Raw genomic sequence first — 25,974 nt, 5'->3', positions numbered from 1 at the left:
TCGCGGAACGGACGGGCATCGCTGCCCGCCTCCCCGCGTGACGGAACCGGTCCGCCGACATCTTCCCTTCCCCGCACCGCCACCCCTCGGATGCGGGCCACCGGGACTCGGCACGCGACGTGGGCCGCACGGCTCAGCGGCCGGTCTGCCCGTCTCGCGTCCGACGGGCGGCGGAGCGGTCGATCAGCGTCTCCTCGATGCGGCCGCCCTCGCCGAGCAGACCGGTCTGCTCGAAGGGGTGTTCCCGCATGAGCCGGGGCAGTTCGCGGCGGGACTGCAGATCGACCGCGAGGGGGAAGATCGGCCGTCCGGCCTGTGCGAGCCGCAGCCACGGCGGAGCGTAGACGGACGCGGAGCGCCGTGCGACACCCCGTACGAGCCAGGTCGAGACCCGGTCCACCGAGTGGACGCGGCGGGCGGGGGCGGGCATGTGGCCGCGCAGTTCGCGCAGGACCGCGTGACGGTCGACGTCGCGGACCATGGCCGTGTCGGTCCAGTGCAGGTACGCCACGCCGACGCCGACGCCCCGGTGGGCCACCTCCGCCCGCAGGGAGCGGGCGAACGCCTCGACGCCCGCCTTGGAGGCGCAGTAGGCGCTCATCATCGGAGCCGCGCCGAAGGCGGCGGTGGAGGCGATCTGCAGGAAGTAGCCGCGGGTGGACCGCAGGCCGGGGAGGAAGGCGCGGGCGGTGACCGCGCTTCCCACGAGGTTGACCTCCACCACCCGCCGCCACGTGTCGGGGTCGGAGGTCTCGAAGGGGCCGCCTTCGGCGACGCCGGCGTTGGCGATGACGACCGACGGGGCGCCGAGCGTCCGCGTCACCTCCTCGGCGGCCCGCTCCATCGCCGCGTCGTCCGTGACGTCGACCTCCACGACGTGGCTCTCGGTGCCGAGCGTCTCGGCCACCAGGGCGAGCGTGGCGTGCTCCCGTCCCAGCAGTGCCACGCGCATGCCGCATCCGGCCAGCCGGCGGGCCAGGCCCGCGCCCAGCCCCCGGGCGGCGCCGGTGACGACCGCGGTACGTCCTCGCGGGTTCCAGGAGCGGACCATGAGGGCCTCCGGTGTCGGACGGGTGCGGAGCCGACGTCTCGTTCCGGTCTCGCGCCGTGCCTCGAACGAGTGCACATGCGGTCTTCTCCGGCTGTGGGTGCGCCGGATGCACTCGGGCGCACCCCGGGGACCCCGCTACTTGGGCATGAGGACGGTGTCGACGATGTACACGTGGGCGTTGGCGGTCTTCACGTTGCCGCAGACGACCTTGGCGGTGTCGTTGACGGTGTAGTCCTCACCTGAGCCCTTCGTGGTGACCGTGCCCTTCTGCAGGGTCTCGAAAGTGCCGTTCTCCAGCTGCTGCGGGGAGAGCTTCATGCCGACGACGTGGTAGGTGAGGATCTTGGTGAGGGTGGCCCTGTCGGCGAGGACCTTGTCGAGGTCGGCCTTCGGGATCTTGGCGAAGGCGTCGTCGGTCGGCGCGAAGACCGTGATGTTCTCCGCGTTGTTGAGGGTGTCGACGAGTCCCGCCTGCTTCACCGCGGCGACCAGGGTGGAGAGTGCCGGGTTGTTCGACGCGGCGGTCGCGACGGGGTCCTTCGCCATGCCGTCGAAGGACCCCGCGCCCTCCTTCGGCACGCCCGCGCAGGCCGGGCCGAACGGCGCGTCCTCGGCCATGGCGCCCTCCGCCGGGGTCCCTGCGGTGGTCGGGTCGGCAGCGGCCGAGGCCGGTGCCGCGGCCTTGGTGCCGCCGTCGGAGTCCGAACAGGCGGCGAGCGAGAAGGGCAGAAGGGCGGCGGCGGTCACGGCGATCGCGCCACGACGGATGCGCAGGGAGTTCATGACAGTTACTCCTTGAGGGTTCTTCGTCCGGTGGTCCCGCAGGAATCGGGGTCGCCCGGTCCGGACCGGACCTTCGCCACGAAGGGCGTTACGGGTCCGGACGGTGGTGCCGCTGCGGAAGATGCTCACGTCCGGTCATTCGGCCCCGGCCGCCGGGCGGATGGGCCCGTCACTCGAACGAGTGACGAAGGGCTCGTTCCGCGCCGGTTGTCTCCCGAGAGTGAGTGCACCCGGGAGCGGCGGGCGTCGCCTCCCGCGCCGTCACGTCGGCGCGGAAATACGCGCGCGCAGGCCCATGGGCCGCCACAGTGCACAGCCCCGCCTCGCTCGTCGGGAGCGTCGCGGGACGGGTGCCTGCCCCGTCCCCCCGGCCCGGGCACGAGACCGGCGGGTCGCACGGTCACCGTGCGACCCGTGCGCGCGGCGCGGTCAGCCTCGGCTCGGTGCCGCGTTCGTCCGTCCGCTCTCCGTCTCGGCGGTGCGGGCGATGTTCCTGGCCATGCCGCCGAAGACCACGGCGTGGAACGGGGCCACGCCCCACCAGTACACCTGACCGGCGAGGCCCCGGGGATGGAAGAGGGCCCGCTGCCGGTACGACGTCCGGCCTTGCTCGTCCCGGTCGACGGCCATCTCCAGCCAGGCGAGGCCCGGCAGGCGCATCTCGGCCCTCAGGCGCAGCAGGCGCCCGCGGTCGATCGCCTCGACGCGCCAGAAGTCCAGCGCGTCACCGACCCGGAGGCGCTCCGCGTCCCTGCGTCCCCGCCGCAGTCCCACGCCCCCGGCAAGCCGGTCGGCCCAGCCGCGGACGGCCCAGGCGAGCGGGAACGAGTACCAGCCGTTCTCCCCGCCCACGCCCTCGATGACCCGCCACAGCGCCTCGGGGGTGGCGTCGACGGTGCGGGAGCGTTCGTCCGTGTAGAGGCTGCCGCCCGCCCAGTCCGGGTCGGTCGGCAGCGGGTCGCTCGGCGCACCGGGCGGCGAGGCGGAGGACCAGCGGGTGGTGACGCGTGCCTCGCGCACGCGGCGGAGGGCCAGCCGGAGGGCCTCGTCGAACGGGACGGGCCTCCCGGGGGCGTCGGGGGCGAAGCGGCTGATGTCGTTCTCGGTGCAGACCACCTCGTGCCGGAGCGATTCGGTGAGCGGCCGGGCCAGGGAGGCCGGCACGGGTGTGACGAGGCCGATCCACTGGCTGGACAGCCTGGGCGTGAGCACCGGCACGGGCACGATGAGGCGCCTGCGGAGCCCCGCGACCTCCGCGTACCGCACCATCATGTCCCGGTAGGTGAGCACGTCGGGCCCGCCGACGTCGAAGGTGCGGTTGACATCGGCGGGCAGGCGCGCGCTCTCCGCCAGGTACCTCAGCACGTCGCGGACCGCGATGGGCTGGACGCGGGTGCCGACCCAGCTGGGGGTCACCATGACGGGGAGCCGTTCGGTGAGGTACCGGAGCATCTCGAAGGAGGCCGATCCGGAGCCGATGACGACGGCCGCCCGCAGGACGGCGGTGGGGACGCCCGAGTCGAGGAGGATGCGGCCCACCTCGGTGCGGGAGCGCAGGTGCGGCGAGAGCTCGTCCTCCGGCACTCCCCTCGGGGCCAGTCCGCCCAGGTAGACGATGCGCCGGACCCCGGCGGACCGGGCCTCGGCGGCGAAGGTGCGGGCGGCCAGCCGGTCGGCGTCCTCGAAGCGCGCCGTCGAACTCATGGAGTGGACGAGGTAGTAGGCGACGTCGACGCCGGCGAGCGCCTCGCGGAGGCTCTCGGCGACGGTGACGTCGCCGCGTACGGTCTCCACCCGGTCGGCCCAGGGAAAGTCGCGGAGCTTCTCCGGGTGCCGGGCGAGGCAGCGCACCCGGTACCCCCTGTCGAGCAGCTCGGGTACGAGGCGGCCCCCGATGTAGCCGCTCGCGCCGGTGACCAGGCAGAGTGCGCCCTCGGCCGGGCTGGGACTGTCCATGCGCTCATCCGTTTCACCGATTGCCGCGGCGTACACGCTCCGTGCCGGTTCTTCGCCGTCACGGCGGCGCGCGGATGCGGTCGGGGCGCACAAACGCGGGTCGGGCGCACGGACGCGGGTCGGGGCGCACCGCACCCGGCCGTGGCGGGGCGCCGCAGGCCCTCGCCTCGGCACGGGCACGGGCGCGGTGTCCATGACGTACCCGGTCGGATCCGACGTCCGCGGGTCGCCGCGGACGTCGGGGGCCGGTTCGTTCAGTCGCAGCAGTCGCAGCACTTGCACGGGTTGCAGCAGCCGTCGCCGCCGCAGCAGCCGTCGCCCGAGCCGCCGGAGCCGTTGCCGCCGCCGGAACCGTGGCCGCCTCCGGAGTTGCCGCCGCCCTGGCCACCGCCCCGGCCGCCGCCGCCCTGGCCGCCGAACCAGCCGTCGCCGCCGGAGCCGTCCCGGTTCGAGCCGCCGCCGCGGTTGCCGTCGCCGAACTGCACCGGCTCGCCCTCGTCGCCGCCGTAGTCGTCGCCGCAGCGGCAGCAGTTGAAGCACACCCGGCAGTCGGCGCACAGCCGGCGCCACTGGCCGCACCGCTGGCACTGCCCCTCCGGCGGCCGGCCCGACGCCCAGGCGGCGCCCTCCGGGGCCGCGAGCGCTCCGACGCCGCACGTCGCGCCCGTGGCCGGCTCCGGAGGCGTCGCCGTACGGCGCCCGAGCCAGGGCAGCATGCGCACGCCCCGCGCCTGGTGGCGGTGCTCGTGGTGGCGGTGCCGCGGGTCGAAGGCCCGGTCGACGGCGCGCTCCAGCTCGCCGCCGAGGAGCGCGTGCACCAGCCGGCCGTCGACGAACTCCGCCTCCGCCAGGGCGAGTCGGATCCCGTGGACGGCGTCGTCGCAGAGACGGCGCACCTCGGCCCGGTCCGCCCCGGTCACGGCGATGGGGTTCCACGCGCCGGCCGCCTCGTCGGCGTCCAGGTCCTCCACCGCGTCCAGCAGGTGCGCCAGCCGGCCGAAGAGACGGCCGGCCTCGGCCAGCGGTTCGGCGTTGCCCGGCCGGCCGGTGAGCACGGCGGTGTGCGCGAACGCGGCGGCGGTCGCCGTCTCCGTCGGCTCCGTGACGGTCAGCAGCGAGCCGCCGCGACCGGTCAGCCGCTCGATCTCCGGCTGGCGCTCCACGGCTTCGAGCAGCACCGCGGTGTCGAAGCCGAGCCGTTCGCCGCCCGCGGCGCCCGCGCGGTCCCAGCCGCGGGCGATCCGGCGGGCTGCCGCCTTGACCGGGCGGCGCCCCAACAGGCCGTCACCGTCGGCCATGTGGTCGCGTATCTTCCCCGCGGCCAGCACCAGGGACACCGTCGCCGCCAGCCGCGCGCCCTCGCCCTGCGCCACGTCCGCCGACCGCATCCCGCGCAGCGGGCATGGGCCGGCGCCGCGCCGCCAGTCGCCGCTGCGCTCCGACTGCGCCTCCGTCAGCACCGAGACGATGAGGCCGTCGTAGTTGGTGGCCACCCGCGCGAACTGCCCGTACTCGCTGCGCAGCGCCAGGCAGAGGCCGCACAGATGCGCCATCCACTCGGTACGCAGCCCCTCGCCCAGGCGATGGCGGCAGGGCCTGATGATTCCGAACACCGAAGTACTCCCCCGTACGAACAACTGACTGCCCGGCATCCGGCCGGACGGACGGCCCACGGCCGCATGACCACGCGTGACGTCAACCGCAGATGACGTCGACGCGCGGCCGACATCCTAGAGGGTCGCTGGTCCGGCGGCCGGACCCGGCCGACCGGCCCTCGCCTCCCCGTGCCGGCCCTCACCTCCCGCTGCCCGCCCTTCCTTCGGCGCCGGGCCCGTCGACGCTCGTTTCAGGGCCGTCGGCGCCGGCGCGGGAGACGTGGGGTGCGCAGGGCCGCCCGGGCCGCGTTCGCGCCGGGGGCTCCGTGGACGCCGCCTCCCGGATGGGCGGTGGCGGAGGCGAGGTAGAGGCCGCGGACGGGGGTCCGGGGGCGGCCGTCGCCGGGCACGGGCCGGAAGAACAGCTGCTGGTGGAGGCTGGTCGTGCCCTGGTTGACGGCACCCCCCACCAGCGCGGCGTCGAGCCGCTCCAGATCCGGCGGTGCGAGGACGCGCCGTGCCTCGATCGCGTCGCGGAACCCCGGGGCGAGGCGCTCGATCCCCGCCTCGACACGGTTCGCGATCGCGTCCTTCTCGCGCGCGTCCCACGCGCCGGTGATGCCGTCGTCGCCGGCGTCGGACCGGATGCGCTGCGGCACGTGCGTGTACCCCCAGGCCGATTCCGTGCCCGCCGGCGAGCGAGAGGGATCCGCCGTGGTCATCTGGCCGAGAACGGTGAAGGGCACGTCCGGCACCTGCTCCATGGCCAGTTGACCGCCGAACCTGGTGAGCGCGTCGACGCCGTCGGCGACGTGGACGGTGCCCGCGCCGTGCGCGTCCTCGCAGGTCCAGGGGATCGGACGGGACAGCGCCCAGTCGACCTTGACGGTGGCGAAGTCCCACTGAAATCGGCTCAGATCGGCGCGGAGGCGGGGCGGCAGGTGTTCCGGGCCGACGAGACGTTCGTAGAGCAGCGGTGCCGGCACGTCGGCGAGCACGGCCCGCCGCACGGGCGTCTCCATGCCGTCGGCGGTGCGTACGGAGACGGCGCGGCCGTCGCGGACCAGCACCTCGGTCACCGCGTGTCCGCAGCGCAGCTCGCCACCCCGGTCGAGGAGTCTGGCGACGAGGGCCTGCGTGAGCCGGCCCGCCCCGCCGACGGGGACGGGGAAGCCGTGGGCCTGCCCGAGCATGGACATCAGCCAGCCGAACCCGCCGCCGAGCGCGGATTCCGGTCCCAGGTCGGCATGAAGGGCGTTGCCCGCGATCAGCAGCCTGCCTCCTTCGCCGGCGAAGTGCTCCTCGCCGAAGCGGCGGGCGGGCAGGAGCAGGGTGCGCGCGAGGCGCAGCCCTTCGGCGGCGCGGGCGCGCGCGGCGAGCCGCAGGCCGGACCGGACCGGGGGGAAGGGCGTGAAGAGGCACGCCACGAGGTCGTCACCGTAGCGGCACCACAGGTCGTACAGGCGGTACCAGGCGTCGGCGTCCGCGGGGGAGAAGCGGGCCAGTGAGGCCGCGGTCCGCTCGACGTCGCGGCTCAGGACCGCACAGCGTCCGTCCGGGAGGGGATGGCCCACGACGGCGGGCGCGTGGCTCCAGCGGAGTCCGTACCGTTCCAGTCCGAGGTCCCGGAGGACGGGCGAGGCCGCGGCCAGGGGATAGAACGCGCTGAACGTGTCGTGGACGTAGTCGGGATGGACGCCCCGGTCGCTGCGTACCGCACCTCCCGGTTCCCCCTGGGCTTCGAGGACGGCCACGTCCCAGCCGGCGTCGGCGAGGAGGTTGGCGGCCACCAGTCCGTTGGGGCCCGCCCCGATGACGACCGCGTCCCGGGCGGTCCGCGTGCCGGCCGGGGGGTGGGAGCCGGCCGCGGCGTCAGGCGGGGCCACGGTGCTCCGCCTTCCCCGATGCGACGGCTCCGCCTTCGGCGGCCCTGCCCTCGACGATCCTTCCGAGGCGCGCCAGCATCCCTCGGTGTCGCAGGCGCAGGAACGCGTCCAGCACGGCGTTGTGCCAGCGTGCCGCAGGACCGCGCAGGGGGTGCTCGTCGACGACGACGAGGGTCTCGTCCCCCCAGGGTTCGACACGGAAGGCGATGCGGGCGCTGCCGAGTCCGCTCATCGCCTCCAGTTCCAGGCGCCGGACCGGCTCGCAGAGGCGGGAGACGGTGCGGCCTCGATAGGTCCAGGGGCCCGCCTTCAGCGAGTACGCGAGTTCGGAGCCCTCGGCCGGCCACTCCGGATCCTTCTGCACGGAGTCGTGGGCGCCCACGACCCATCGGGAGTACGACCGGCCGTCGCTCAGGACGGACCAGACGTCCTGGGGGGCGGCGTGCACGAGGCGATGCCACTGTGCCATGACCTCGAACCTCCTCGACTGGACGAAGCGGACGGGAGACCTGCTGCGTTGCGCTCGGCGGACGTCCGTCAGCCGGGCCGGGGGCGACGTGCCGCGACCGCCTTCAGCGCCGCCGTCGAGGCCGCCGCCGCGCAGGCCGCCGCGACGGCCCGGCGGGCGGCGGTACGGGCACCCGCGTGCCGCCCGCCCCGGATGCCGGCCGTGGCCCCGGAGGGCTCGTGGAGCACGCCGGTGGAGAGGGGTGCGGTGCCGGCGGCGTCCAGATAGCCGTGCTCGATGCGGCGGGAGATGACACCGCGGACCAGCCCCGGCGCGGCGGCGTACAGCCTCGGCAGCAGCCGCGCTCCCGGGCCGACGACGACGCGCCGCCGTGGCCGGGCGGCGGCCCGCACGATGCGGCGCGCCACCCGTTCGGGCGTCGCGACGGCGGGCAGCCTGCGCACGCGGCGCCGGGTGTGGTTGGCCGCGTGCGAGAAGAAGGGGGTGTCCACGCCCGCGGGCAACACGGTGCAGACGGTGACGCTACCGGTGCCGGTGCCGCTGAGGGCCAGTTCCTCGCGCAGCACGTCGTCGAGCATGACCAGGGCGGCTTTGGAGACGGCATAGGCGCCCATGTACGGGGCGGGGACGGCGCCGCCGAGGACGGACGAGACGTTGATGAGCACGCCGCGCGGCCGGCGGCGGAGCGCCGGGAGTGCGGCACGGGTTCCGTTGAGGACGCCCAGCACGTTGACGTCCCAGAGGCGGCGCACATCGTCCACGGGCAGCCGGTCCAGGCGGCCGATGAGGCCGACGCCGGCCGCGTTCACCCACACGTCCATGCCGCCGTAGTGGGTGAGTGCCGCCTCCGCGACGCGCACCATGGCGTCCGGGTCGGTGACGTCCCCCGGGACGGCCAGTGCCTGTGCCTCGGGGTGCTCGTCGGCGCACTGCCGCGCCACCTCTTCCAGGGCTTCCGTGCTACGGGCCGTGACCACCAGCCTCGCGCCCTGCCGGGCGAAGGCGACGGCGGCGGCACGGCCGATCCCGCTGGAGGCGCCCGTCACGACGACGACGGGCCCGGGTGTCCGAGCGTTCGGAGGTTCCTTCACGTCCCGCGAGTGACCCGGATCGCCGGTCCTAATCCTCCCCAGGACATTCCGGGCGGAAGCGACCGGCAGGCCGCGCCGTCCCCACGGCATGATCAACCTCGACTTCGACGAGGAGGGCCGCCTCGTCGGCATCGAGGTGCCGGCCGCCGACGCGAAGCTGCCCGCGTACCTGCTCCGGTCCGCGGAGCGCCTGGACGCCGATGAGGCGTGAGGCGTGCGGGGCAGTGCGGGGCCTCCTCGGCCTCACCCCCGTCGCATCGCGTCCCGCGCCGTCAGGGCCGCGTGGAGGGTCAGGAGGTCGGTGCCTCGGGCGGCGTCCAGGCCGGTGAGGTCCGCGACCTTGCGGAGGCGGTAGTCGACGGTGTTGGGGTGGACCTGGAGCCGTGCGGCGGCGCGGCGGCGGTCGAGGCCGCAGGCGAGGAAGGCGCGGAGAGTGCCCACGAGTTCGGGGCGGGCGTCCAGCGGGGCGAGCAGTGCGGCGAGGCCGGCCCGTGCCGGGCTCGGGCGGCTCAGCTGGTATTCGAGCAGGACGTCGTCCAGCAGGTACAGGCCGGGTTCCCGGCCGGACGCCTCGGCGACCTCGCGCACCTCGGCCGCCAGCCGGGCGGCCTCCGCGACGCCCTCCGGGGGCGCGGCGACCGCCGCCACCAGCAGGTCGGCTCCGCACATGCGGGCGAGGTGGCCGACCAGCCCGGCGAGCCGGTCCCGGTCCGCAGAGCCGAAGGCCGCGGGCGCGGTGTCGCAGGGGAAGAGCACCAGGCCGCCGTCGCCGGACAGCGCGGACAGCGGCACGCCCGTCGTGTGCCGCTGCAACTCGCCCCGCAGCCGCCGGAGTTTACGGCGCACCACGACGAACCGGTTCACCCCGGGCAGCAGTTCGTCGGGGTGCGGGCCCACGGCGATGCTCAGTGCCAGGTAGCAGGGCGGGAGACGGACGCCGGCCCGGTCGGCGGCGCTCTGCGGGCTGCCGCCCTCCAGCAGCCGGGACAGCAGCGACTGCAGGGCGACCTGCTCGTCGCTGAGCGCCGCCTGCCGCTCCTGGACGTACCCGGCGGCGACGGCCGAGCTCACCTGCCGCAGGTAGCCGAGGACGCGCCGCTGCACCAGCAGCGCGTCCCGCAGGTCGCCCGGCCGGACCGCCGCGAGGACGTGGTCGGAGCACTCCTCCGCGCCGAGGTGGTACGCCCCGACGACGGCCTCCAGGGGCACGCCCTCGTCCGCGCGCTGCGCCGCGGACTCGCGGACGGCCGCCTGCTCGGCCTCCCCCAGCGGCTCGCCGGTGCGCAGCAGTTCGGCGCAGGTCCGGATGGCGCGGCCCGTCTGCCGCGCGATCTCGCCGCGCAACTGCTCGGAGGGCAGCGTCCCGTAGACGGGCACCTGCTCCACGAGCCGGGCCATGACCGCCGACTCCAGTTCCGCCGCGGCGGCCAGCAGACGTTTGTGCACCGGTACGCCGCCGAAGTGGGGCACCGGGCCGGTGCCGCCCTCTGTGTTGGATCCGGTCACAAACCGCCTCGCGCATCTCTGTCGTACGCAACGGAGGCGCGGTCCCGCACGCGCTCCATCATGGTCTCCGGGAATTCCCTACCGGTTGGTAACACATCCCCCCGGTCCTTGTCAGCCAGGGGCGGAACGCGGCAGCGCCGCCCCTCGCCCCCTCTCCTCCCCCCACCCGAGTCCGTCACTGTCACGAATCGAGGGAGCATGACCCAGGCGGCCGTTCGAATGATCGCCGTGTCCGTCGCCACCGCAGCGGCCATGACCACCGCTCCGACGGCCGTCGCCGTCGAATCGACAACCGCAGCACCCGCGACAGCCGCGGCGACGGCGTCGGCGAGCGACCCGTTCTACGCGTACGACGGCAGTGAGCCGCTGTCCTCGTTCGCGCCGGGCGCCGTGCTCAAGACCCGCACGCTGCAGTACCACCTCCTCGGCATCCCCACGCCGGTGAGGGCGATCCAGCTCCTCTACCGCACCACAGACGCCCAGGGCCGCCCGGCCGCCAACGTGACCACGGTCGTGCGCAGTCACCACGGCGACGGCAGCAGGGCCGTGTCCTACCAGTCGTTCTACGACTCGCTCGACCCCGAGGACGGTCCGTCGCGCGCCATCGCCGGCGACGTCACCCTCGGCGGCCTCATCCCCAACAGCGAGAGCGCCTTCCTCGCGCCGCTCCTGCTGAAGGGCTACGACCTGGTCATCCCCGACACCCAGGGCCAGCGCGCCGACTTCGCCGCGGGACCCGAGTACGGGACCAACACCCTGGACTCGATCCGCGCCGCGACCCGCTCCGCGGAGACCGGTCTGAACAGCGGCACCCGGTTCGGCCTCATGGGCTACTCCGGCGGGGCCATCGCCACCGGCTGGGCCGCCGCGCTCGCCCCCGGCTACGCCCCCGACGTGAACGACCGGCTCGTCGGCTTCACCGAGGGCGGGCTGCTCGTGGCCCCCGCGCACAACCTCAGGTACGTGGACGGGTCCGTCGTCTGGACCGGTGTCATCCCCATGGCGGTCATCGGCGTCGCCCGCTCCTACGACATCGACCTCAGGCAGTACCTGAGCCCGTACGGCCTGCAGGTGTACGACGAGCTGGAGAACGCCTCCATTCTGGAGGCCAACGGCCGCTACCCCGGGCTGACCTGGAAGAAGATGGCGAAGCCCGAGTACGCCGACCCCAACTCCGTGCCCGAGTTCCTCACCGCGGTCAACAAGCTGAACCTCGGCTCCGCCGCCACCCCGACCGTCCCCGGCTTCATCGCCCAGGGCAACGCGGGCGTCCTGGAGGGCACCTTCAACAACCCTCCGGGCATCGGCACGGGAGACGGCGTCATGGTCTCCGGCGACGTACGGGCGCTCGCCCGGCAGTACTGCGCCACCGGCAACACCGCCATCAAGTACAGCCAGTACGACCTGCTCAGCCACCTGGGCGCGCCCGTGGTCTGGGCGCCCGCCGCCATCGCCTGGCTGGACGACCGCTTCGCGGGCAGGACGGCCCCGTCCGACTGCGGCCGCATCCCGGCGGGGAACTCCCTCGAACCGGAGAAGGCCGCCCCGACGTCCTGAGCCCGCCCGAGGGCCCTGCCGCACCGCCCGCACCGAGCCCTGCCGTGCCGATCGGGCCTGGCCGGCAGGGCCCGGCTGCCGCCAGCCGTCGGCTCAGCGCTCCGGGCGGTACGTGGCGATGATGACGCCGCTGCTGGTGGGCCGGGCGCCGACGAGCCGGAGCTTCTTCAGCGCCATGTCGTCGGTGAACAGCTTGTTGCGGCCTTCGCCTGCGACCACCGGGTGGATCAGCAGGACGAGTTCGTCGAGCAGGTCCAGCTCCAGCAGCGAGCGCACCAGCGTGGGGCTGCCGGCGACGGTGATGTCCTTGCCCTCGCCCGCCTTGAGCTCCTCGATCGCGGTCACGAGGTCGCCCTTGATCAGGGTGCTGTTCGCCCAGTCGTCGACGCTGTCGAGCGTCGAGGAGACGACGTACTTGGGCGACTCGTTGATCCACTTCGCGAAGCCGGCGTCCTCGCCGCTGGTGACCGTCGGCCAGTATCCGGCCCATTCGGTGAAGGTCACCCGGCCCAGCAGGATCGTGTCGGCGGTCTCCAGCGTGTCGGCCAGCGCCGCGCCCATCTCCTCGTCGAACGCGAACTGCCACTCGTTCGGCGACTGGGCGACGCCGTCCAGCGAGACGAACAGACCCGAAACGACCTTGCGCATGATTCCTCCACGACGAATGCAGGGGTCCGGCCCGCTCCGCGGCCGGGGCGGCCGATTCCCTCGGCCACGTGAGGAACAGTAGGCAGGCGCCGGGGGTCAGGTCTTGTACAGAAGCGACAGCGGCTCCGTCGTGTCCGGCCGGCTCAGCTGCGTGGCGGTCCGTCCCACGTACCGCTTCAAGGACCGCGCCAGATGCGGCTGGTCGAAGTACCCGAGCCGGTGCACGACCTCCTGGGCCGGCACGCCCTCCTGGATCGACACCGCCGCCTGGCGCGCGCGGTGGATCTGCCGGACGGCGCCCTGCGTCAGTCCGGTCGCGGCGACGAAACGCCGCTGCAGGGTGCGGTCGGTGACGTCGGGGGCCGCGCCGCCGAGCACCGCCGGAACGACGGGGTCGAGGTCCACGATGCCCTCGCGCACCATCCGGCGCACGAACGCCTCGGCGTTGTCGTAGTCGGGGACGTGCCAGGCGGAGCCCTTCAGCCACACCGAACGCCGCGTCACATCGGGGATCGCCACGTTGACGCCCACCAGCCGGCTGACCGGGATGTGCGGCATCGACGTGCCCAGCGCGAAACTGATGCCGAAGAAGACGGCGTCGCCGGGGACCGGGGCGGGGGACGCCTTCGCCTCCGGTCCCAGCACGGCCGCCTGCACCTCGCCCCGGTGCTCCCAGAACACCAGCTCCCAGTGCGAGGTCGCGACCGACATCATCCGGCTGACGTCCTCGCTGCGGCTGCGCCAGACCCGCTCGATGAACGGCAGTTCCGACGGCCGGCTCTCGATCTCCAGGCCCAACGCCCTTCCCTCCCCCGCAACACCGCACCCCGCCCGCTCCTCGGTCCGGAGCGCGGCGTGCGGGCAGTATCGCCCGGCTTCTTGTGCTCCGCACCACGCAACAGGTCGTACGAACCCGCCCGCAGGCCGGTTACCGGAGAGTAGGGTGACCCGGGCCGGCCACTCCTTCCCACCCGGACCAGGAGGACACGTGTCCGACGACCCGCTGACGGACTTCGTACGCGAACGGTTCACGCACGAGGGCCGCAGCCATGCCGTGCTGCGCTCGGGGACCGGGCCGGCCGTCATCGTGATGGCGGAGGTGCCCGGCATCACGCCGAAGGTCGCCGGATTCGCGCGCCGCGTCCGCGACATCGGCTGCACCGTCGTGATGCCCGACCTGTTCGGCGTCGCCGGACGTGACCCCGACCCGAAGGCCCACGGCCGCACGGGCACGGTGAGGACGGGGCTGCGCGCCTTCGCGCAGATCTGCGTCAGCCGCGAGTTCACGATCCTTGCGGCCGGCCGCACCTCCCCCGTCGTCACCTGGCTCCGCGCCCTCGCCGTGCGCGAGCACGAGCGGTGCGGCGGCCCGGGCGTGGGCGCGGTCGGCATGTGCTTCACCGGCGGGTACGCCCTGGCCATGGCCACCGACGACCGCCTGCTCGCGCCCGTGCTGTGCCAACCGTCCCTCCCCCTGGCCGTCACCGCGCGCAACCGCCGTTCGATCGACATCTCCCCCGGCGACCTGCGCAAGGTCCGACAGCACTGCGCCGAGGGCCTGACCGTCCTCGGGCTGCGCTTCCGCGGCGACCGGCTCGTGCCCGAGGCACGGTTCGACCTGCTGCGCGAGAAGCTCGGCCCGTCCTTCGTGGCGGTCGAACTCGACGACGGCGCCGCGAACCCGGACGCTCTGCTGCCCCCGCACTCCGTCCTGACCGAGCATCTCGTCGACGAACCGGGCCAGCCCACCCGCCAGGCCCTCGACCAGGTCCTCGACCACTTCCGCCGACGGCTCCTGACCCGGTGCTAGCGTGCCGTACGGCCCGTGCGGCAGCGCCGACCGCGCGCACGGGGGCCGTACGGGCACGACCAGAGGAAGACACGCAGCCATGACCGCACGGTTCACGCCGTTCGACGAGCTCGACGAGAAGATCGTCGCGACCCTGATGGAGAACGCGCGGGCGAGCTTCGCCGAGATCGGCGCGGCGATCGGTCTGTCGGCCACCGCCGTCAAGCGCCGTGTGGACCGGCTGCGCAAGGCCGATGTGATCACGGGCTTCCGCGCCACCGTCCGGCCCTCCGCGCTCGGCTGGCGAACCGAGGCGTACGTCGAGGTGTACTGCGACAGCGCCGCACCACCCAGGCGCCTCGCGGAGGTGGCCCGCAAGTACCCGGAGATCGCGGCGGCCATGACAGTGACGGGGGCGGCCGACGCGCTGCTGCACGTCAGGGCCACGGACGTGGAGCACTTCGAGGAGGTGCTGGAGCAGATCCGCAGTGAGCCCTTCATCCGCAAGACGGTCAGCTACATGGTCCTCTCGCACCTGCTGCCGGACAGCCCGGAGGCGGGCGCCAGCTCGTCCGCGTCGGAGTCCGCGGCGACGCCTGCCTCCGGGACCGGTTCAGAGCCCGTACCGGGGTCCGCCTCGGGGTCCGCACCGTGGCCCGCTTTCGGCGACACGCCGGGGGACGCAGCAAACCTGCTCTGAGCCCGGGAACCGCGCAGCGATCGTGCGCGTACGCGCAGCTTCCTCTTCTTGTCGCGCGAATCGGCCCCTTTCTACGGTGGGACCATCCCTCACCGCCGTGGAACGGAGGACCTTCTGTGCCCGTGGGCCGTACCCCGCTCAGCCGTGACCGGCGCCCCCGGCGCTATCTCATGTGCGAGCCGCGCCATTTCGAAGTGCGCTACGCGATCAACCCGTGGATGGACACGGACACCCCCGTGGACACCGCGCTCGCCCGCGAGCAGTGGGCGCGTCTGGTCCAGGTCTACCGGGACCACGGCCACACGGTGGAGACGGTGAGCCCGGTCGAGGGCCTGCCGGACATGGTGTTCGCCGCGAACGCGGCCGTGGTGGTGGACGGCCGGGTCCTCGGCTCGTCCTTCCACGCACCGGAACGGCGGCCGGAGTCGGCGGCGTACGAACTCTGGTTCAAGAACTCCGGGTTCGACGTCCACCCGCCCGGTTCGGTGTGCGAGGGCGAGGGCGACCTCGTGCCGTGCGGCCCGTACATCCTCGCGGGTACGGGCTTCCGTACCGAGTGGGCGGCCCACCGGGAGGCGCAGGAGTTCTTCGGCCGGCCGACGATCAGCCTCCAGCTGGTCGATCCCCGCTTCTACCACCTCGACACGGCGCTCTTCTTCCTCGGCGAGGAAGGCGACGGCGAAGGCCAGGACGACGGCGACGGCAACGGAACCGGCAGGCGCGCGGGGAACATCGCGTACTACCCCCCGGCCTTCTCCCCCGGCAGCCGTGAGGTCCTGCGCCGGCTCTACCCGCGGGCGGTGATCGCCTCCGAGGACGACGCCCTGGCGTTCGGGCTGAACTCCGTCTCCGACGGGCGCCACGTCTTCATCGACCCTCAGGCGCAGGGTCTGGTCGACCAGCTCGCCGACCGAGGCTATGTCCCCGTCCCCGTCGACCTCTCGGAGTTCCGCAAGGCCGGCGGGGGCATCAAGTGCTGCACCCAGGAGATCCGCTCATGACCAGCCCCGTCACCTCCCTCCCCGCGCCCGGCTCCGGTTCCCGGACGCGCTCGTCGGAGGAGCTGATCCGCGCCGAGGCCCCGGTGCTCGCGCACAACTACCACCCGCTGCCCGTCGTCGTGGCCCGGGCGGAGGGCAGCTGGGTCGAGGACGTCGAGGGCCGCCGCTACCTCGACATGCTGGCCGGTTACTCGGCCCTCAACTTCGGGCACCGCCACCCCGCCCTCACCGAGGCCGCGCACCGCCAGCTCGACGAGGTCACGCTCACCTCCCGGGCCTTCCACCACGACCGGCTGGCCGGCTTCGCCGAGGGCCTGGCCCGGCTGACCGGCCTCGACATGGTCCTGCCGATGAACACCGGCGCCGAGGCCGTGGAGAGCGCGGTCAAGGTGGCCCGGAAGTGGGCGTACGAGGTCAAGGGCGTCGCTCCGGACCGGGCGACGATCGTCGTCGCGGACGGCAACTTCCACGGCCGCACGACGACGATCGTGAGCTTCTCGACGGACGAGTCGGCCCGCGCCGGCTTCGGGCCCTTCACCCCGGGCTTCCGGGTCGTCCCGTACAACGACCTCGCCGCGCTCGAAGCGGCCGTGGACGAGACGACGGCGGCTGTGCTGATCGAGCCGATCCAGGGCGAGGCGGGCGTCCTGATCCCCGACGACGGCTACCTCACGGGGGTGCGCGAGCTGACCCGGCGCGCGGGCTGTCTCTTCATCGCCGACGAGATCCAGTCGGGCCTGGGGCGCACGGGCCGCACGCTGGCCGTCGACCACGAAGCGGTCCTTCCGGACGTGCTGCTCCTGGGCAAGGCGCTGGGCGGCGGCATCGTGCCGGTGTCCGCGGTGGTCGCCCGCCGTGAGGTGCTCGGCGTGCTGCGGCCGGGTGAGCACGGTTCGACGTTCGGGGGCAACCCCCTGGCGGCGGCGGTCGGTTCGGCCGTGGTCGACCTGCTGGCCACCGGTGAGTTCCAGCGGCGGGCCGCCGAGCTGGGCGGCGTACTGGACCGCGAACTGGCCTCCCTGGTCGGCTCGGGCGTCACGGCCTACCGGTCGCGCGGGCTGTGGGCGGGCGTGGACGTCGATCCCGCGGTCGGCACGGGGCGGCAGATCAGCGAACGGCTGCTCGCGGAAGGCGTGCTGGTCAAGGACACGCACGGTTCGACGATCCGGCTCGCACCGCCGCTGACCATCACCGAGGAGGAGCTGCTGTCCGCGCTCGCGGTCCTGCGCAAGGTCCTGGCGTAGCGGCGCCGCCGGCCCTCGAAACGCCTGTGAGGCCCGCCCCGGGACGGGGGCGGGCCTCTCTGCTGCCGTCAGCGGTCGGCGTACGGCAGCAGGGCCATCTCGCGGGCGTTCTTGATGGCGGTGGCGAGGGCGCGCTGCTGCTGGACGGTCACGCGGGTGACGCGCCGGCTGCGGATCTTGCCGCGGTCGGAGATGAACTTCCGCAGCAGGTCGGTGTCCTTGTAGTCGATGTATGTGATCCCGGCCGCGTCGAGGGGGTTGGGGCGGGACTTGAGGGGCTTGCGCGGGTCGTGGCGTCGGGCCATCGCGGCGTCTCCTTGGTGGGGTGCTTCTCGAAAGTGGTCAGGCGGCGTCGAGGAGGGAGTCGAAGGCGGCGGGCAGGTGCTTCCACGCCTCGCGTCCCGACGCGTACTCCGCGTCCGTCAGGAGGCAGGAGTCCAGGAGCCGTTCCAGGCCGTCCCGGTCGAGGCCGGGCGAGGTGAAGACGAGGTGCTGGCAGCAGTCGCCGTGCTCCGTGTGCCAGTCGAGCGCGGCCGCGGCGCGGCGCACGGGAGGGACCATCTCCCAGGCCGCGTCCGGCAGCGACGCCAGCCAGGGGCCGGCGTTCTCCACGCACAGCGCCCCGCCGGCCGCGTCCCAGTGGAGCAGGGTGTCGGGACGGTCGGCGAGCCAGAACCGGCCGCGGCTGCGGGCGGCGGCGCAGCACAGGTCCTCGAGCGCCTGGTAGAGCCGTTCGGGGTGGAACGGGCGGTGGCGCCGCCAGACGAAGGTGGCGACGCCGGCCTCGTCCGCCTCCTGCGGCAGCAGCGCGCAGGCGGGGTGCTGGGCCGCGGCCGCGGCCTCGACGTCGAAACCGGCGAGGGCGGCCCGGGCGAGTTCGGCGGAGGCCGCCGGGATGCGCCGTGCGGTGGGGTGCAGCTGGGCGAGGAGGGCGCGGTCCTCGTCGTCGGCCGCGTCGTTGTCGACGACGGCGAGGACGGGCGCGTACTCGAGCTGCCGCGCCCAGGTGTCGGCGACGGTCCGCCGGTCGGTGGGGGCGGCGGCAAGGCCGGCGTCGGCCAGGTCGTCCCCGTTGCCGAGGCAGGGCAGGACGAGGGCGGGATCCACGGCGGTGATCACGTTCGTCAGGCTCAGCCGGTCGTTGCCGTGTCCGGCGATGACCTCCGCCATGGCCTTCGGCTCGACGGAGTCCCACAGTTCGACCACGGCGAGGCGGGTCAGGCCGCTGTCGGCCATCCGTTCCAGTTCCGGGACGAGGTCCTCGCGCAGGGCGCAGCAGGCGCAGTCGTTGACGAGGGGCGTCTCGCCCCGGGAGACGGTGCCGGTGGCGTCGCGGATCAGCCGCAGGACGGTGCCGTCGCCGGCCGCCGACAGATCGTGGTGCAGCGCCACACTCCCCGGAACGGCCTGGAGCAGGCGGTCGACGACCTCCGTCCGGGCCTCGGCGTGCAGGCCGGCGACGAGGACGACGGGCATCTGGTGGACGTGCTCCATCAGCGGGCTCCGTAGCGGCGCTGGAACTTCTCGACGCGGCCGGCGGTGTCGAGGACGCGTGCGGTGCCCGTGTAGAAGGGGTGGCTCGCGGAGGAGATCTCGACGTCGACGACGGGGTAGGTGTTGCCGTCCTCCCACTCGATCGTCTTGTCGCTGGTCATGGTCGAGCGGGTGAGGAACGCGGTGCCGGAGGCGGTGTCGCGGAAGACGACGGGCTCGTACGCGGGGTGGATTCCGGGCTTCATGGAAGGGCCTTTCGACGGCGTGGGGCGGGAGCTGGGTGCGGCGCGGGTCAGCGCTCTTCGCGGAAGTCGACGTGGCGGCCGACGACCGGGTCGTACTTGCGGAGCACCAGCCGGTCCGGGTCGTTGCGCCGGTTCTTGCGGGTGACGTAGGTGAACCCGGTGCCCGCCGTCGAACGGAGCTTGATGACCGGGCGGATCTCGTTGCGTGCCATGCGGCTAGTATACGACAATGATTTCCATTACCAACACGCTCCCCCAGCGAGAAAGGCGGCTGTCCTCATGTCGGCCCACTGCCAACTGACCGGCGCCAAGCCCGGCTTCGGCAACTCCATCTCCCACTCGCACCGGCGCACCTCGCGCCGCTTCGACCCGAACATCCAGCGCAAGCGCTACTGGCTGGCGAGCGAGGGGCGGTACGTCCGGCTCACCCTGAGCGCCAGGGCGATCAAGACCGTGGACGTGATCGGTGTCGAGGCGGCCGTGGCGCGGATCCGCGCGCGGGGAGGGAAGGTCTGATGGCGAAGAAGAGCAAGATCGCGCAGAACGAGAAGCGGAAGGCGGTCGTCGAGCGGTACGCCGCCCGGCGGGCCGAGCTCAAGGAGGTCATCCGCCGCCCGTCGTCCACCGCGGCCGAACGCGAGGCCGCCCAGGCTGAACTGCGACGGCAGCCGCGCGACGCCAGCCCCACGCGCGTGCGCAACCGCGACAGCGTCGACGGACGCCCGCGGGGCTACCTGCGCACGTTCGGACTCTCGCGGGTGCGGATGCGGCAGCAGGCCCACGCCGGATTCCTGCCGGGAGTGACGAAGTCCTCCTGGTAGCCGCCGCACCGGCTCGGGGCGGCCCCGCGGGGCCGCCCCGAGCGCCCGCAGGCGACACCCGCCGGCGGCTGGCGGGATCTTTTCCCTCTCCGACGCCTTCCCCGCTCGGGGAGACGTACGGCATCGTGGTCACCTGCGAGCACGGGCGGGCCGTCCGGACGTCTCCGGCGAACCTCTCCGGAGCCCCGGCGGGCACCCGGCCGGGCCGCGTGAGCGGGAGGCGCGGTGCGGGGTTTCGGGGCAGACTGGGCTCTGCAGAGAGGTGTCGAGTCCTGTTGGGGGCCCTGAGGGTGAACGACGGCAGCGGCGGACGGAGACTGCCCGGCCGCGGCTCGGCGGGGCGGGACCCGGCGGCACGCCGCTCGGCCGCCGAGAGCGTGCGGTTCCGGTGGAGCAGGGGCGTCCTGGCACCGGACCGGGTCAGTACGCGCAGCAGACTCGCCTGGCTGAATTCCGCCACCTCCAGGATCGGCACGACCCTGGAGGTGGAACGCACCGCGCAGGAGCTCGCCGAGTTCACCGTCCCGCGATTCGCCGACGGGGCGGCCGTCGACATCCTGGAGAGCGTGCTGCGCGGCGAGGAGGGCGCCCGGTGGACGGAGCCGGGCATCCCGGCCATGCGCGCCATGGCGGTGACCGCCATCGACGAGCTCTCCGACCTGGAGCCGACCCCGGTGGGCGAGACCGTCGTCCACTCCGAGCAGCCGCACGAGACCCTGCTCCACCAGTACTGCCTGCGGCAGGGGAAGCCCGTGCTGCTGAGCCGGATGCGCACCGACGACTTCGTACGCGTCGCCCCGACCGCGAGCGGCGCCGCCAAGATGCGGGCCGCCGGCGTGCACAGCTACCTGGCCGTGCCGCTGATCGCCCGCGGGCTGCTGCTCGGCAGCGCCGACTTCGTCCGGGGCCCGGGGACCCCGCCGTTCTCCCCCACCGATCTGGCCCTGGCGGAGCAGCTGGCCTCCAAGGCGGCCGTCTTCATCGACAACGCCCGGCTGTACACGCGGGAACGCGAGCACGTCGTCTCCCTGCAGCGCAGCCTGCTCCCGCGGGTGACCCCGGCGGCGCCGGGCCTGCTGGTGCACTCCGAGTACGCGCCCTCGGCGGCGCACCACGGCGTGGGCGGGGACTGGTACGACGTGATGGCCCTGCCCGGCGGGCGGACGGCCCTCATGGTGGGGGACGTGATGGGCCACGGGCTGCCCGCCGCCGCCACGATGGGGCGGCTGCGGACCGTCGCCCGCACGCTGATGACCCTGGACACCGCGCCCGAACGGATTCTGGCGCGGCTCGACCTGGCCACCCGCGACCTGGAGGACGACCAGGTCGCGACCTGCCTGTGCGCGGTCTACGACCCCGCCGACTCCACCTACACGCTGGCCAGCGCCGGGCATCTGCCGCCCCTGCTCCTCGACGGGCGCGGCGGCGCCGAGTTCGTCCGCGTCCCGGCCGGTGCGCCGCTGGGCGCCGGGGTGATCCCGTACGACCCGCTGCGGCTGCGGGTGCCGGAGGGCGCCCACCTCGTCATGTACACGGACGGCCTGGTGAAGACCCGGGGCGAGGACGTGGACGACCAGCTGGACCGGCTCCGTACGGCGGCGCTGGGCCTGGCGCCAGGGACCCTGGAGCGGGGCGGTCTCGTGGAGCGTGCGCCGGCCGCCGCCGCGCGCTTCGACGAGGCGGTGCTCCTGGTCACCACGAGCGCCGCGCTGCCGGCCGGGGACCTGCGCGTGTGGGAGCTGCCCCGGGACGGGCGGGCCGCCTCCGTCGCCCGGGGCCTGGTCACCGACCAGCTCGCCGCCTGGGGGCTCTCGGAACTCGCCGACGTCTCCGAGCTCGTCGTGTCCGAGCTCGTCGGCAACGCCCTGCGGTACGGGAACGGCCCCGGCATGCTGCGCCTGATGCGCGGGGAACGGCTCGTCGTGGAGGTCTCGGACACGGGCCCCGACCTGCCCCAGATCCAGCACGCGGACCTCAGCGACGAGGGCGGCCGGGGGCTCCAGCTCATCAACATGCTGTGCCGCAGGTGGGGTTCCTGCCGCACGGTCACCGGCAAGGTGGTCTGGGCCGAGCAGAACATGCCCTCCTGAGGAGGCCACGGCGCGGTGCGGGCCGCCTCAGGCCTGCGCCAGTTCGCCGAGCAGCTTCCATGTGCGGCGGCGGTCGTCCTCGCCGCCGATCTCCGTCGCGGTGAACACCACCTCGGTCGCCCCCGCCTCGCGGTAGCGGCGTACCTCGGCGGCGACGGTCTCCTCGTCGCCGAGGACGGCGAGGTCGGCGGCCCGGTCGACGCCGGAGAGCTCCAGGGCCCGCCGGTACGAGGGGATCCGCTCGTAGAGGGCGAGGGACTCGGCCGCGCGCTGCCGCACGCCCTCGGGGTCGGCCGTGACCACGCCCGGCACGAGGGCCACGATCCGCGGGGCGGGCCGGCCCGCCGCCTCCGCCGCGGCCGTGACGGCCGGGACGAGGTGCTCGCCGAGCGCGCGCGGGCCCGCCAGGAACGGCAGGATGCCGTCGGCGAGTTCGCCGCTGACCCGCACCGCCTGCGGCCCCATGGCCGCCACCAGGACCGGGACCGGCGGCCGGGCACCCGGCACCGCTCCCGAGTACGGCGTCCGCGCGGTCAGCAGCTCGCCCCGGTGGTCGGCCTCGCCCGTCTCCAGGAGCGGCCGCAGGGCGGTGAGGAACTCCCTGAGCAGGCCGATGGGCCGCTCGTACGCGAGGCCGAAGCCGGTCTCGGTGAGGTGCTTGGTGCCGAGCGCGAGCCCCAGGTGGTAGCGGCCGCCGGTGGCGGCCTGGGCGGTCTGCGCCTGGCTGGAGACCAGCAGGGGGTGCCGGCCGAAGATCGGGATCGCGGCCGTGCCCACCTGCAGGGCGGGCACCTCGCGTCCGACGACGGCGGCCAGCATGGGCGAGTCGTACGCGAAGGTCTGGCCGAACCACGCGGACCGCAGGCCGGCGTCCGCCGCTTCGCGGGCGAGCCGCACGGTGGTGTCGAGGGGCAGCTGGCGGGCGGTCGTGCCGAGGGTCACTCCGAGAGTCATGTAGGCGGCAACCGGCGTCTCCGGCCACGCCATTCCTGTTCCGTGTGAACAGCATGTTGCGGCTTCGGGGGGCTGTGAGGTTTGGGGCCGCGGGGACGGGCGAGACGCCGGGCAGACGTCCCAGCGGATCCGACGGACGAGGATGCATCATGACCGGCATGACGACGGAACCCGGCCGCCCGGCCGGGCCCGAGGACGACATCCTGGAACAGCTTCTGCAGCAGCACGAGGAGATCCGGAACCTGTTCGCCGAGACGCTCGAGTCGGAGGGCGAGGCCAAGCAGCAGTGCTTCGACGAGCTGCGCGGTCTGCTCGCCGTCCACGAGACCGCCGAGGAGATGATCCTGCGGCCGGTGGCCCGACGGGTCGCGGGGAAGGAGGAGGCCGCGGCGCGCAACGACGAGGAGTCGCGGGCGAACGAGGAACTGGCGGCGCTGGAGAAGCTGGACGTGCACAGCGCGGAGTTCGACGCGCGGCTCACCGCCTTCCAGCGTGAGGTGGAGCACCACGCGCAGCACGAGGAGCGGGAGGAGTTCCCCCGCGTCCGCGCGGAGTGCACGCTCGACGACCGGCGCGCGATGGGCCGCCGCCTGCGCGCGGCGGAACGCCTGGCGCCGACGCATCCGCATCCCGGCACGGCCGGTTCGACGGCCGCGCAGTGGACCGTCGGCCCGTTCGTGGCGCTCCTGGACCGCGCCAAGGACGCGTTGCGCCCCGACTGAGCGGCGGTGACGGCGATGCGGCGGAAGAGGAGCGGCGGCGGGGTCGACCCGCGGGCGGTGGCCCTCGGGCAGGGGGCCTTCAACCTGGTGGGCGGGCTGTGGCCGCTGGTCTCGTTGCGTACGTTCGAGCGGGTCTACGGGCCGAAGACGGACGACTGGCTGCAGAAGACCTCGGCCGGGCTGCTGGCCGCGGCCGGGGTCGCCATGCTGCGGGCCTCGGGCAGCCCCGAGGGGCTGCGCCACGCGCGGCGGACGGGGATCGGGACCGCGCTCACGTTCCTGGTCGTGGACCTCGTCTACGTGCCGCGCGGGCGGATCAGCCCGGCGTACTCATGGACGCGGCGAAGGAGACGGCGTGGCTCGTGGCATGGTGCAGAGCGGGCCGGGCCTCGTCCTGGTAGGGCGGTGGGCCCGTACGCCGGCTCCCCCGGAGTGCTCTCCGGGGGAGCCGGCGGTCAGTTGTGGGTGTTCGCGGCGGTCGGTTGTAGGTGCTCGCGGGAGACGGCGGTCAGTCGTGCGTGCCGTCCGCCGGTCCCTCGCCGCCCGCGGCGTCCTTGCCGACCTCGTCGGCCTCGCCGCTCTCGACGTCCTCGCCGTTCTCGCTCCGGAGCGGCATCAGCGCGATGCACTCGACGTCGATCTGGTCGGCGATCTCCATGAGTCCCGTCGCCAGGGACAGGACGGTCTCCGGGTCGAAGTCCGCCTCGCCGGTGTCGGTGGCCTGCAGCCACACGGCCGCGACATGCCTCAGCAGGCCGGTCATCTGGTCGGCGCGCAGCAGGAGGTGACCGTCCGCCAGGTGCATCGGGGCTCCGGGCGACGTCATGACGCACCGTTCCCGGTGCGGCGGCGGGCGGTCGTCGGGAGGGGGTCGGTCGGGGTCGCAGGGCGCGTGCGCGTCATGGGGTTCTCCTCTCCCGTCGGCCACGCCGGCGAGCGGGGCTCCTGTCGGACCGGCTACCCAGGGCGGTGGCGGGTACGCCTCGCTCCCCCGCGGCGCGGCCCCGCCGTGTCAGCCGTCGCGCCAGTCGTCCTCGTGCAGGTGGGAGCCCGCCATCGGGCCCATCCGCAGCATGCCGCCGTCGACGACCCACGAGGCGCCGGTGACGTACGAGGCGTTCGGGCCGGCCAGGAACGCGATGACGGCGGCGACCTCACGGGCGTCGCCGGGGCGGCCGAGCGGGATGCCGGGGCGCTGCTCGGTGTGGACGTCCGTGTCCTCCTGGCCGGTCATGGGCGTCGCGATCTCGCCGGGGGCCACCGCGTTGACGGTGATCCCGTGGACGGCGAGTTCCAGGGCCATGACCTGGGTCAGCAGCCCGAGACCGCCCTTGGCCGCGCAGTAGGGCGCCGCGCCGACGCGCGGCTGGTGCTCGTGCACCGAGGTGACGTTGACGATCCGGCCGCCCTGCCCCTGGCTGATCATGCGGCGCGCGGCGTGCTGTGCGCACAGCAGCGGGCCGACGAGGTCCACGTCGAGGACGTGCCGGACGGTCTCGTGGTCGAGTTCGAGGAAGGGCGTCGCCGTTCCCGTCCCGGCGTTGTTCACCAGGACGTCGACGCCGCCGAGGCGTTCGGCGAGCACGTCGACGACCTCGGCGGCCTCGGGCAGCCGGCTCAGGTCCAGGTGCTCGACGTACGCCTGGCGATCCGCGTGCTGCAGCCGTACCTCGTCGGCCGTCTCCTCGGCGCCGCGCAGATCGCGGTGCCAGGTGAGGCCGATGTCCAGGCCGGCCGCGGCCAGGCGGACGGCCGTGGCCCGGCCGATGCCGGAGTCGGCTCCCGTGACGATGGCGGTCTTGGCGGGGACCGCCCGCGGAATGTTCATGGCGCCTCCCGGGGCCCGTCAGGGTGTGCGGTGTCCGGCACGCCGCCGAAGCCGGATCGGCTGGACGGAGAGGGTCGGCAGTACGGCGTGCACGATGAACGGCAGGGTGCCGGCGATGGTGAGGGTCCCGCGGGTCTCGCCGTCGCGCGCCCGGTGGGGGTCGTCGCCTCTCCGGCTCGTTGTGAAGGCCATGTCGTTCTCCTTCGCCCACGGGGCCCGCCGCCGCACGCGGGCGGCGGCAGGCGGGACCCCGGTCGCGGCGGCGTCAGTCGTCGCCTCGCACGATGTGGCGCTCCGGGTCGGTCGCGTCGCGCTCGTCCGGCAGCGGGGTGTCCGGCTCGATCAGGGCGGGACGGCAGGTGCTCAGAGTGCGGTCGCGCAGGGGAACGGTCTCGTCGGGCGGGGGTATGTCGATCCGGGTGTTCATCCCGGCCATCTCCTCGGGTCGTAGCCCGGCCGTCCGGCCGGAGCGTCGCGCACGCGCCTACCCGACTCTCCTCCGAGAAGTCTTGTTTTTCCGCATTGAACGCCCTTTTGCACGTTT

30 protein-coding genes are annotated in these 25,974 nt (G+C 74.0%); 10 read left to right on the top strand and 20 right to left on the bottom strand.

Features of this window, described 5'->3' with window-relative positions:
- Window positions 1-133 precede the first annotated feature (133 nt).
- The 7 genes from ACNJ93_RS31330 to ACNJ93_RS31300 form a co-directional block, all read right to left on the bottom strand.
- Window positions 134-1,051, bottom strand: a complete 918-nt coding sequence (locus tag ACNJ93_RS31330) for an SDR family oxidoreductase (RefSeq protein ID WP_418960838.1) — start codon at window positions 1,049-1,051, stop codon at window positions 134-136.
- Between the two features lie 135 nt (window positions 1,052-1,186).
- Window positions 1,187-1,834, bottom strand: coding sequence for a fasciclin domain-containing protein (locus ACNJ93_RS31325; protein WP_418960837.1), 648 nt, complete (start codon window positions 1,832-1,834; stop codon window positions 1,187-1,189).
- A gap of 429 nt (window positions 1,835-2,263) precedes the next feature.
- Complete coding sequence (locus ACNJ93_RS31320; RefSeq protein ID WP_418960836.1) at window positions 2,264-3,790, bottom strand: SDR family oxidoreductase; 1,527 nt, start codon at window positions 3,788-3,790, stop codon at window positions 2,264-2,266.
- Between the two features lie 254 nt (window positions 3,791-4,044).
- Window positions 4,045-5,403 (bottom strand): DUF5685 family protein, encoded by a 1,359-nt coding sequence (locus ACNJ93_RS31315; RefSeq protein ID WP_418960835.1) that lies wholly within the window; start codon window positions 5,401-5,403, stop codon window positions 4,045-4,047.
- Between the two features lie 233 nt (window positions 5,404-5,636).
- Entirely contained in the window at window positions 5,637-7,271 is a 1,635-nt protein-coding gene (locus tag ACNJ93_RS31310; RefSeq protein ID WP_418960834.1) for a phytoene desaturase family protein, read from the bottom strand.
- Window positions 7,258-7,740, bottom strand: a complete 483-nt coding sequence (locus ACNJ93_RS31305; protein WP_418960833.1) for an SRPBCC family protein — start codon at window positions 7,738-7,740, stop codon at window positions 7,258-7,260. Before ACNJ93_RS31305 ends, ACNJ93_RS31310 begins: the two co-directional genes overlap by 14 nt.
- A gap of 68 nt (window positions 7,741-7,808) precedes the next feature.
- A complete protein-coding gene (locus tag ACNJ93_RS31300) occupies window positions 7,809-8,786 on the bottom strand; it encodes an SDR family NAD(P)-dependent oxidoreductase (RefSeq protein WP_418960832.1) in 978 nt (325 codons plus the stop codon).
- A 76-nt stretch (window positions 8,787-8,862) separates the two neighbouring features.
- Here ACNJ93_RS31300 and ACNJ93_RS31295 point away from each other — a divergent pair, with 76 nt between their 5' ends.
- Complete coding sequence (locus ACNJ93_RS31295; RefSeq protein ID WP_418961591.1) at window positions 8,863-9,042, top strand: DUF2283 domain-containing protein; 180 nt, start codon at window positions 8,863-8,865, stop codon at window positions 9,040-9,042.
- A 32-nt stretch (window positions 9,043-9,074) separates the two neighbouring features.
- On the opposite strand, the gene ACNJ93_RS31290 is transcribed toward ACNJ93_RS31295, so the two are convergent.
- Window positions 9,075-10,337, bottom strand: coding sequence for a PucR family transcriptional regulator (locus tag ACNJ93_RS31290; protein ID WP_418960831.1), 1,263 nt, complete (start codon window positions 10,335-10,337; stop codon window positions 9,075-9,077).
- A gap of 198 nt (window positions 10,338-10,535) precedes the next feature.
- On the opposite strand from ACNJ93_RS31290, the gene ACNJ93_RS31285 reads away from it, so the two are divergent.
- Complete coding sequence (locus ACNJ93_RS31285) at window positions 10,536-11,894, top strand: lipase family protein (RefSeq protein WP_418960830.1); 1,359 nt, start codon at window positions 10,536-10,538, stop codon at window positions 11,892-11,894.
- 93 nt (window positions 11,895-11,987) lie between these two features.
- Here ACNJ93_RS31285 and ACNJ93_RS31280 read toward each other — a convergent pair whose 3' ends face one another.
- Together ACNJ93_RS31280 and ACNJ93_RS31275 are read right to left on the bottom strand one after the other, a co-directional pair.
- Window positions 11,988-12,542, bottom strand: coding sequence for a dihydrofolate reductase family protein (locus ACNJ93_RS31280; RefSeq protein ID WP_418960829.1), 555 nt, complete (start codon window positions 12,540-12,542; stop codon window positions 11,988-11,990).
- A gap of 96 nt (window positions 12,543-12,638) precedes the next feature.
- Window positions 12,639-13,340, bottom strand: coding sequence for a helix-turn-helix domain-containing protein (locus ACNJ93_RS31275; protein ID WP_418960828.1), 702 nt, complete (start codon window positions 13,338-13,340; stop codon window positions 12,639-12,641).
- A 190-nt stretch (window positions 13,341-13,530) separates the two neighbouring features.
- Between ACNJ93_RS31275 and ACNJ93_RS31270 the strand changes: the two genes are divergently transcribed.
- The 4 genes from ACNJ93_RS31270 to rocD all read left to right on the top strand — a co-directional run bounded on the left by ACNJ93_RS31270 (window position 13,531) and on the right by rocD (window position 17,276).
- Window positions 13,531-14,352, top strand: a complete 822-nt coding sequence (locus tag ACNJ93_RS31270; protein WP_418960827.1) for a dienelactone hydrolase family protein — start codon at window positions 13,531-13,533, stop codon at window positions 14,350-14,352.
- Between the two features lie 79 nt (window positions 14,353-14,431).
- Window positions 14,432-15,031, top strand: coding sequence for an Lrp/AsnC family transcriptional regulator (locus ACNJ93_RS31265; protein WP_418960826.1), 600 nt, complete (start codon window positions 14,432-14,434; stop codon window positions 15,029-15,031).
- A gap of 170 nt (window positions 15,032-15,201) precedes the next feature.
- Window positions 15,202-16,032: a dimethylargininase gene (gene ddaH, locus ACNJ93_RS31260; protein ID WP_418961590.1), complete on the top strand. Its 831-nt coding sequence runs from the start codon at window positions 15,202-15,204 to the stop codon at window positions 16,030-16,032.
- Window positions 16,029-17,276: an ornithine--oxo-acid transaminase gene (gene rocD / locus ACNJ93_RS31255; protein WP_418960825.1), complete on the top strand. Its 1,248-nt coding sequence runs from the start codon at window positions 16,029-16,031 to the stop codon at window positions 17,274-17,276. The genes ddaH and rocD overlap by 4 nt, the downstream gene beginning before the upstream one ends.
- A 68-nt stretch (window positions 17,277-17,344) precedes the next feature.
- Here the strand turns inward: rocD and rpsR are convergent, their stop codons facing one another.
- From rpsR to rpmG, 4 genes are read right to left on the bottom strand one after another with little or no spacing between them, the layout of a single operon-like run.
- A complete protein-coding gene (gene rpsR / locus ACNJ93_RS31250; protein WP_418960824.1) occupies window positions 17,345-17,581 on the bottom strand; it encodes a 30S ribosomal protein S18 in 237 nt (78 codons plus the stop codon).
- A 37-nt stretch (window positions 17,582-17,618) separates the two neighbouring features.
- Window positions 17,619-18,770 (bottom strand): CobW family GTP-binding protein, encoded by a 1,152-nt coding sequence (locus tag ACNJ93_RS31245; RefSeq protein WP_418960823.1) that lies wholly within the window; start codon window positions 18,768-18,770, stop codon window positions 17,619-17,621.
- On the bottom strand, window positions 18,770-19,015 hold the full coding sequence (locus ACNJ93_RS31240; RefSeq protein ID WP_418960822.1) for a type B 50S ribosomal protein L31: 246 nt from the start codon (window positions 19,013-19,015) through the stop codon (window positions 18,770-18,772). Before ACNJ93_RS31240 ends, ACNJ93_RS31245 begins: the two co-directional genes overlap by 1 nt.
- Before the next feature lie 47 nt (window positions 19,016-19,062).
- The gene (rpmG, locus tag ACNJ93_RS31235) at window positions 19,063-19,227 is read right to left on the bottom strand and encodes a 50S ribosomal protein L33 (RefSeq protein WP_099198435.1); all 165 of its coding nucleotides are present in this window, start codon (window positions 19,225-19,227) and stop codon (window positions 19,063-19,065) included.
- A gap of 67 nt (window positions 19,228-19,294) precedes the next feature.
- Here rpmG and rpmB point away from each other — a divergent pair, with 67 nt between their 5' ends.
- The 3 genes from rpmB to ACNJ93_RS31220 all read left to right on the top strand — a co-directional run bounded on the left by rpmB (window position 19,295) and on the right by ACNJ93_RS31220 (window position 21,926).
- Window positions 19,295-19,531 (top strand): 50S ribosomal protein L28, encoded by a 237-nt coding sequence (gene rpmB, locus ACNJ93_RS31230; RefSeq protein WP_418960821.1) that lies wholly within the window; start codon window positions 19,295-19,297, stop codon window positions 19,529-19,531.
- Complete coding sequence (rpsN, locus tag ACNJ93_RS31225) at window positions 19,531-19,836, top strand: 30S ribosomal protein S14 (RefSeq protein WP_418960820.1); 306 nt, start codon at window positions 19,531-19,533, stop codon at window positions 19,834-19,836. Before rpmB ends, rpsN begins: the two co-directional genes overlap by 1 nt.
- A 290-nt stretch (window positions 19,837-20,126) precedes the next feature.
- A complete protein-coding gene (locus ACNJ93_RS31220) occupies window positions 20,127-21,926 on the top strand; it encodes an ATP-binding SpoIIE family protein phosphatase (RefSeq protein WP_418960819.1) in 1,800 nt (599 codons plus the stop codon).
- Between the two features lie 27 nt (window positions 21,927-21,953).
- Here the strand turns inward: ACNJ93_RS31220 and ACNJ93_RS31215 are convergent, their stop codons facing one another.
- On the bottom strand, window positions 21,954-22,880 hold the full coding sequence (locus ACNJ93_RS31215) for a TIGR03564 family F420-dependent LLM class oxidoreductase (RefSeq protein ID WP_418960818.1): 927 nt from the start codon (window positions 22,878-22,880) through the stop codon (window positions 21,954-21,956).
- 158 nt (window positions 22,881-23,038) lie between these two features.
- On the opposite strand from ACNJ93_RS31215, the gene ACNJ93_RS31210 reads away from it, so the two are divergent.
- Complete coding sequence (locus ACNJ93_RS31210) at window positions 23,039-23,602, top strand: hemerythrin domain-containing protein (RefSeq protein WP_418960817.1); 564 nt, start codon at window positions 23,039-23,041, stop codon at window positions 23,600-23,602.
- Window positions 23,603-23,736: 134 nt separating this feature from the next.
- Here the strand turns inward: ACNJ93_RS31210 and ACNJ93_RS31205 are convergent, their stop codons facing one another.
- The 5 genes from ACNJ93_RS31205 to ACNJ93_RS31185 form a co-directional block, all read right to left on the bottom strand.
- The gene (locus tag ACNJ93_RS31205; protein WP_418960816.1) at window positions 23,737-23,877 is read right to left on the bottom strand and encodes a hypothetical protein; all 141 of its coding nucleotides are present in this window, start codon (window positions 23,875-23,877) and stop codon (window positions 23,737-23,739) included.
- Between the two features lie 233 nt (window positions 23,878-24,110).
- Window positions 24,111-24,428, bottom strand: a complete 318-nt coding sequence (locus ACNJ93_RS31200; protein WP_418960815.1) for a DUF6213 family protein — start codon at window positions 24,426-24,428, stop codon at window positions 24,111-24,113.
- Between the two features lie 186 nt (window positions 24,429-24,614).
- Window positions 24,615-25,430, bottom strand: a complete 816-nt coding sequence (locus tag ACNJ93_RS31195; protein WP_418960814.1) for an SDR family oxidoreductase — start codon at window positions 25,428-25,430, stop codon at window positions 24,615-24,617.
- An 18-nt stretch (window positions 25,431-25,448) separates the two neighbouring features.
- The gene (locus ACNJ93_RS31190; protein WP_418960813.1) at window positions 25,449-25,622 is read right to left on the bottom strand and encodes a hypothetical protein; all 174 of its coding nucleotides are present in this window, start codon (window positions 25,620-25,622) and stop codon (window positions 25,449-25,451) included.
- A 73-nt stretch (window positions 25,623-25,695) separates the two neighbouring features.
- Complete coding sequence (locus tag ACNJ93_RS31185) at window positions 25,696-25,857, bottom strand: hypothetical protein (RefSeq protein WP_418960812.1); 162 nt, start codon at window positions 25,855-25,857, stop codon at window positions 25,696-25,698.
- Window positions 25,858-25,974: the final 117 nt, after the last annotated feature.

Origin of the sequence: Streptomyces tritici (genome assembly GCF_048500665.1) — a bacterium.
Lineage (GTDB): Bacteria > Actinomycetota > Actinomycetes > Streptomycetales > Streptomycetaceae > Streptomyces > Streptomyces tritici.
The sequence above is the reverse complement of the archived record's forward strand: the minus strand, read 5'-3'. Positions and strand labels throughout refer to the sequence as shown.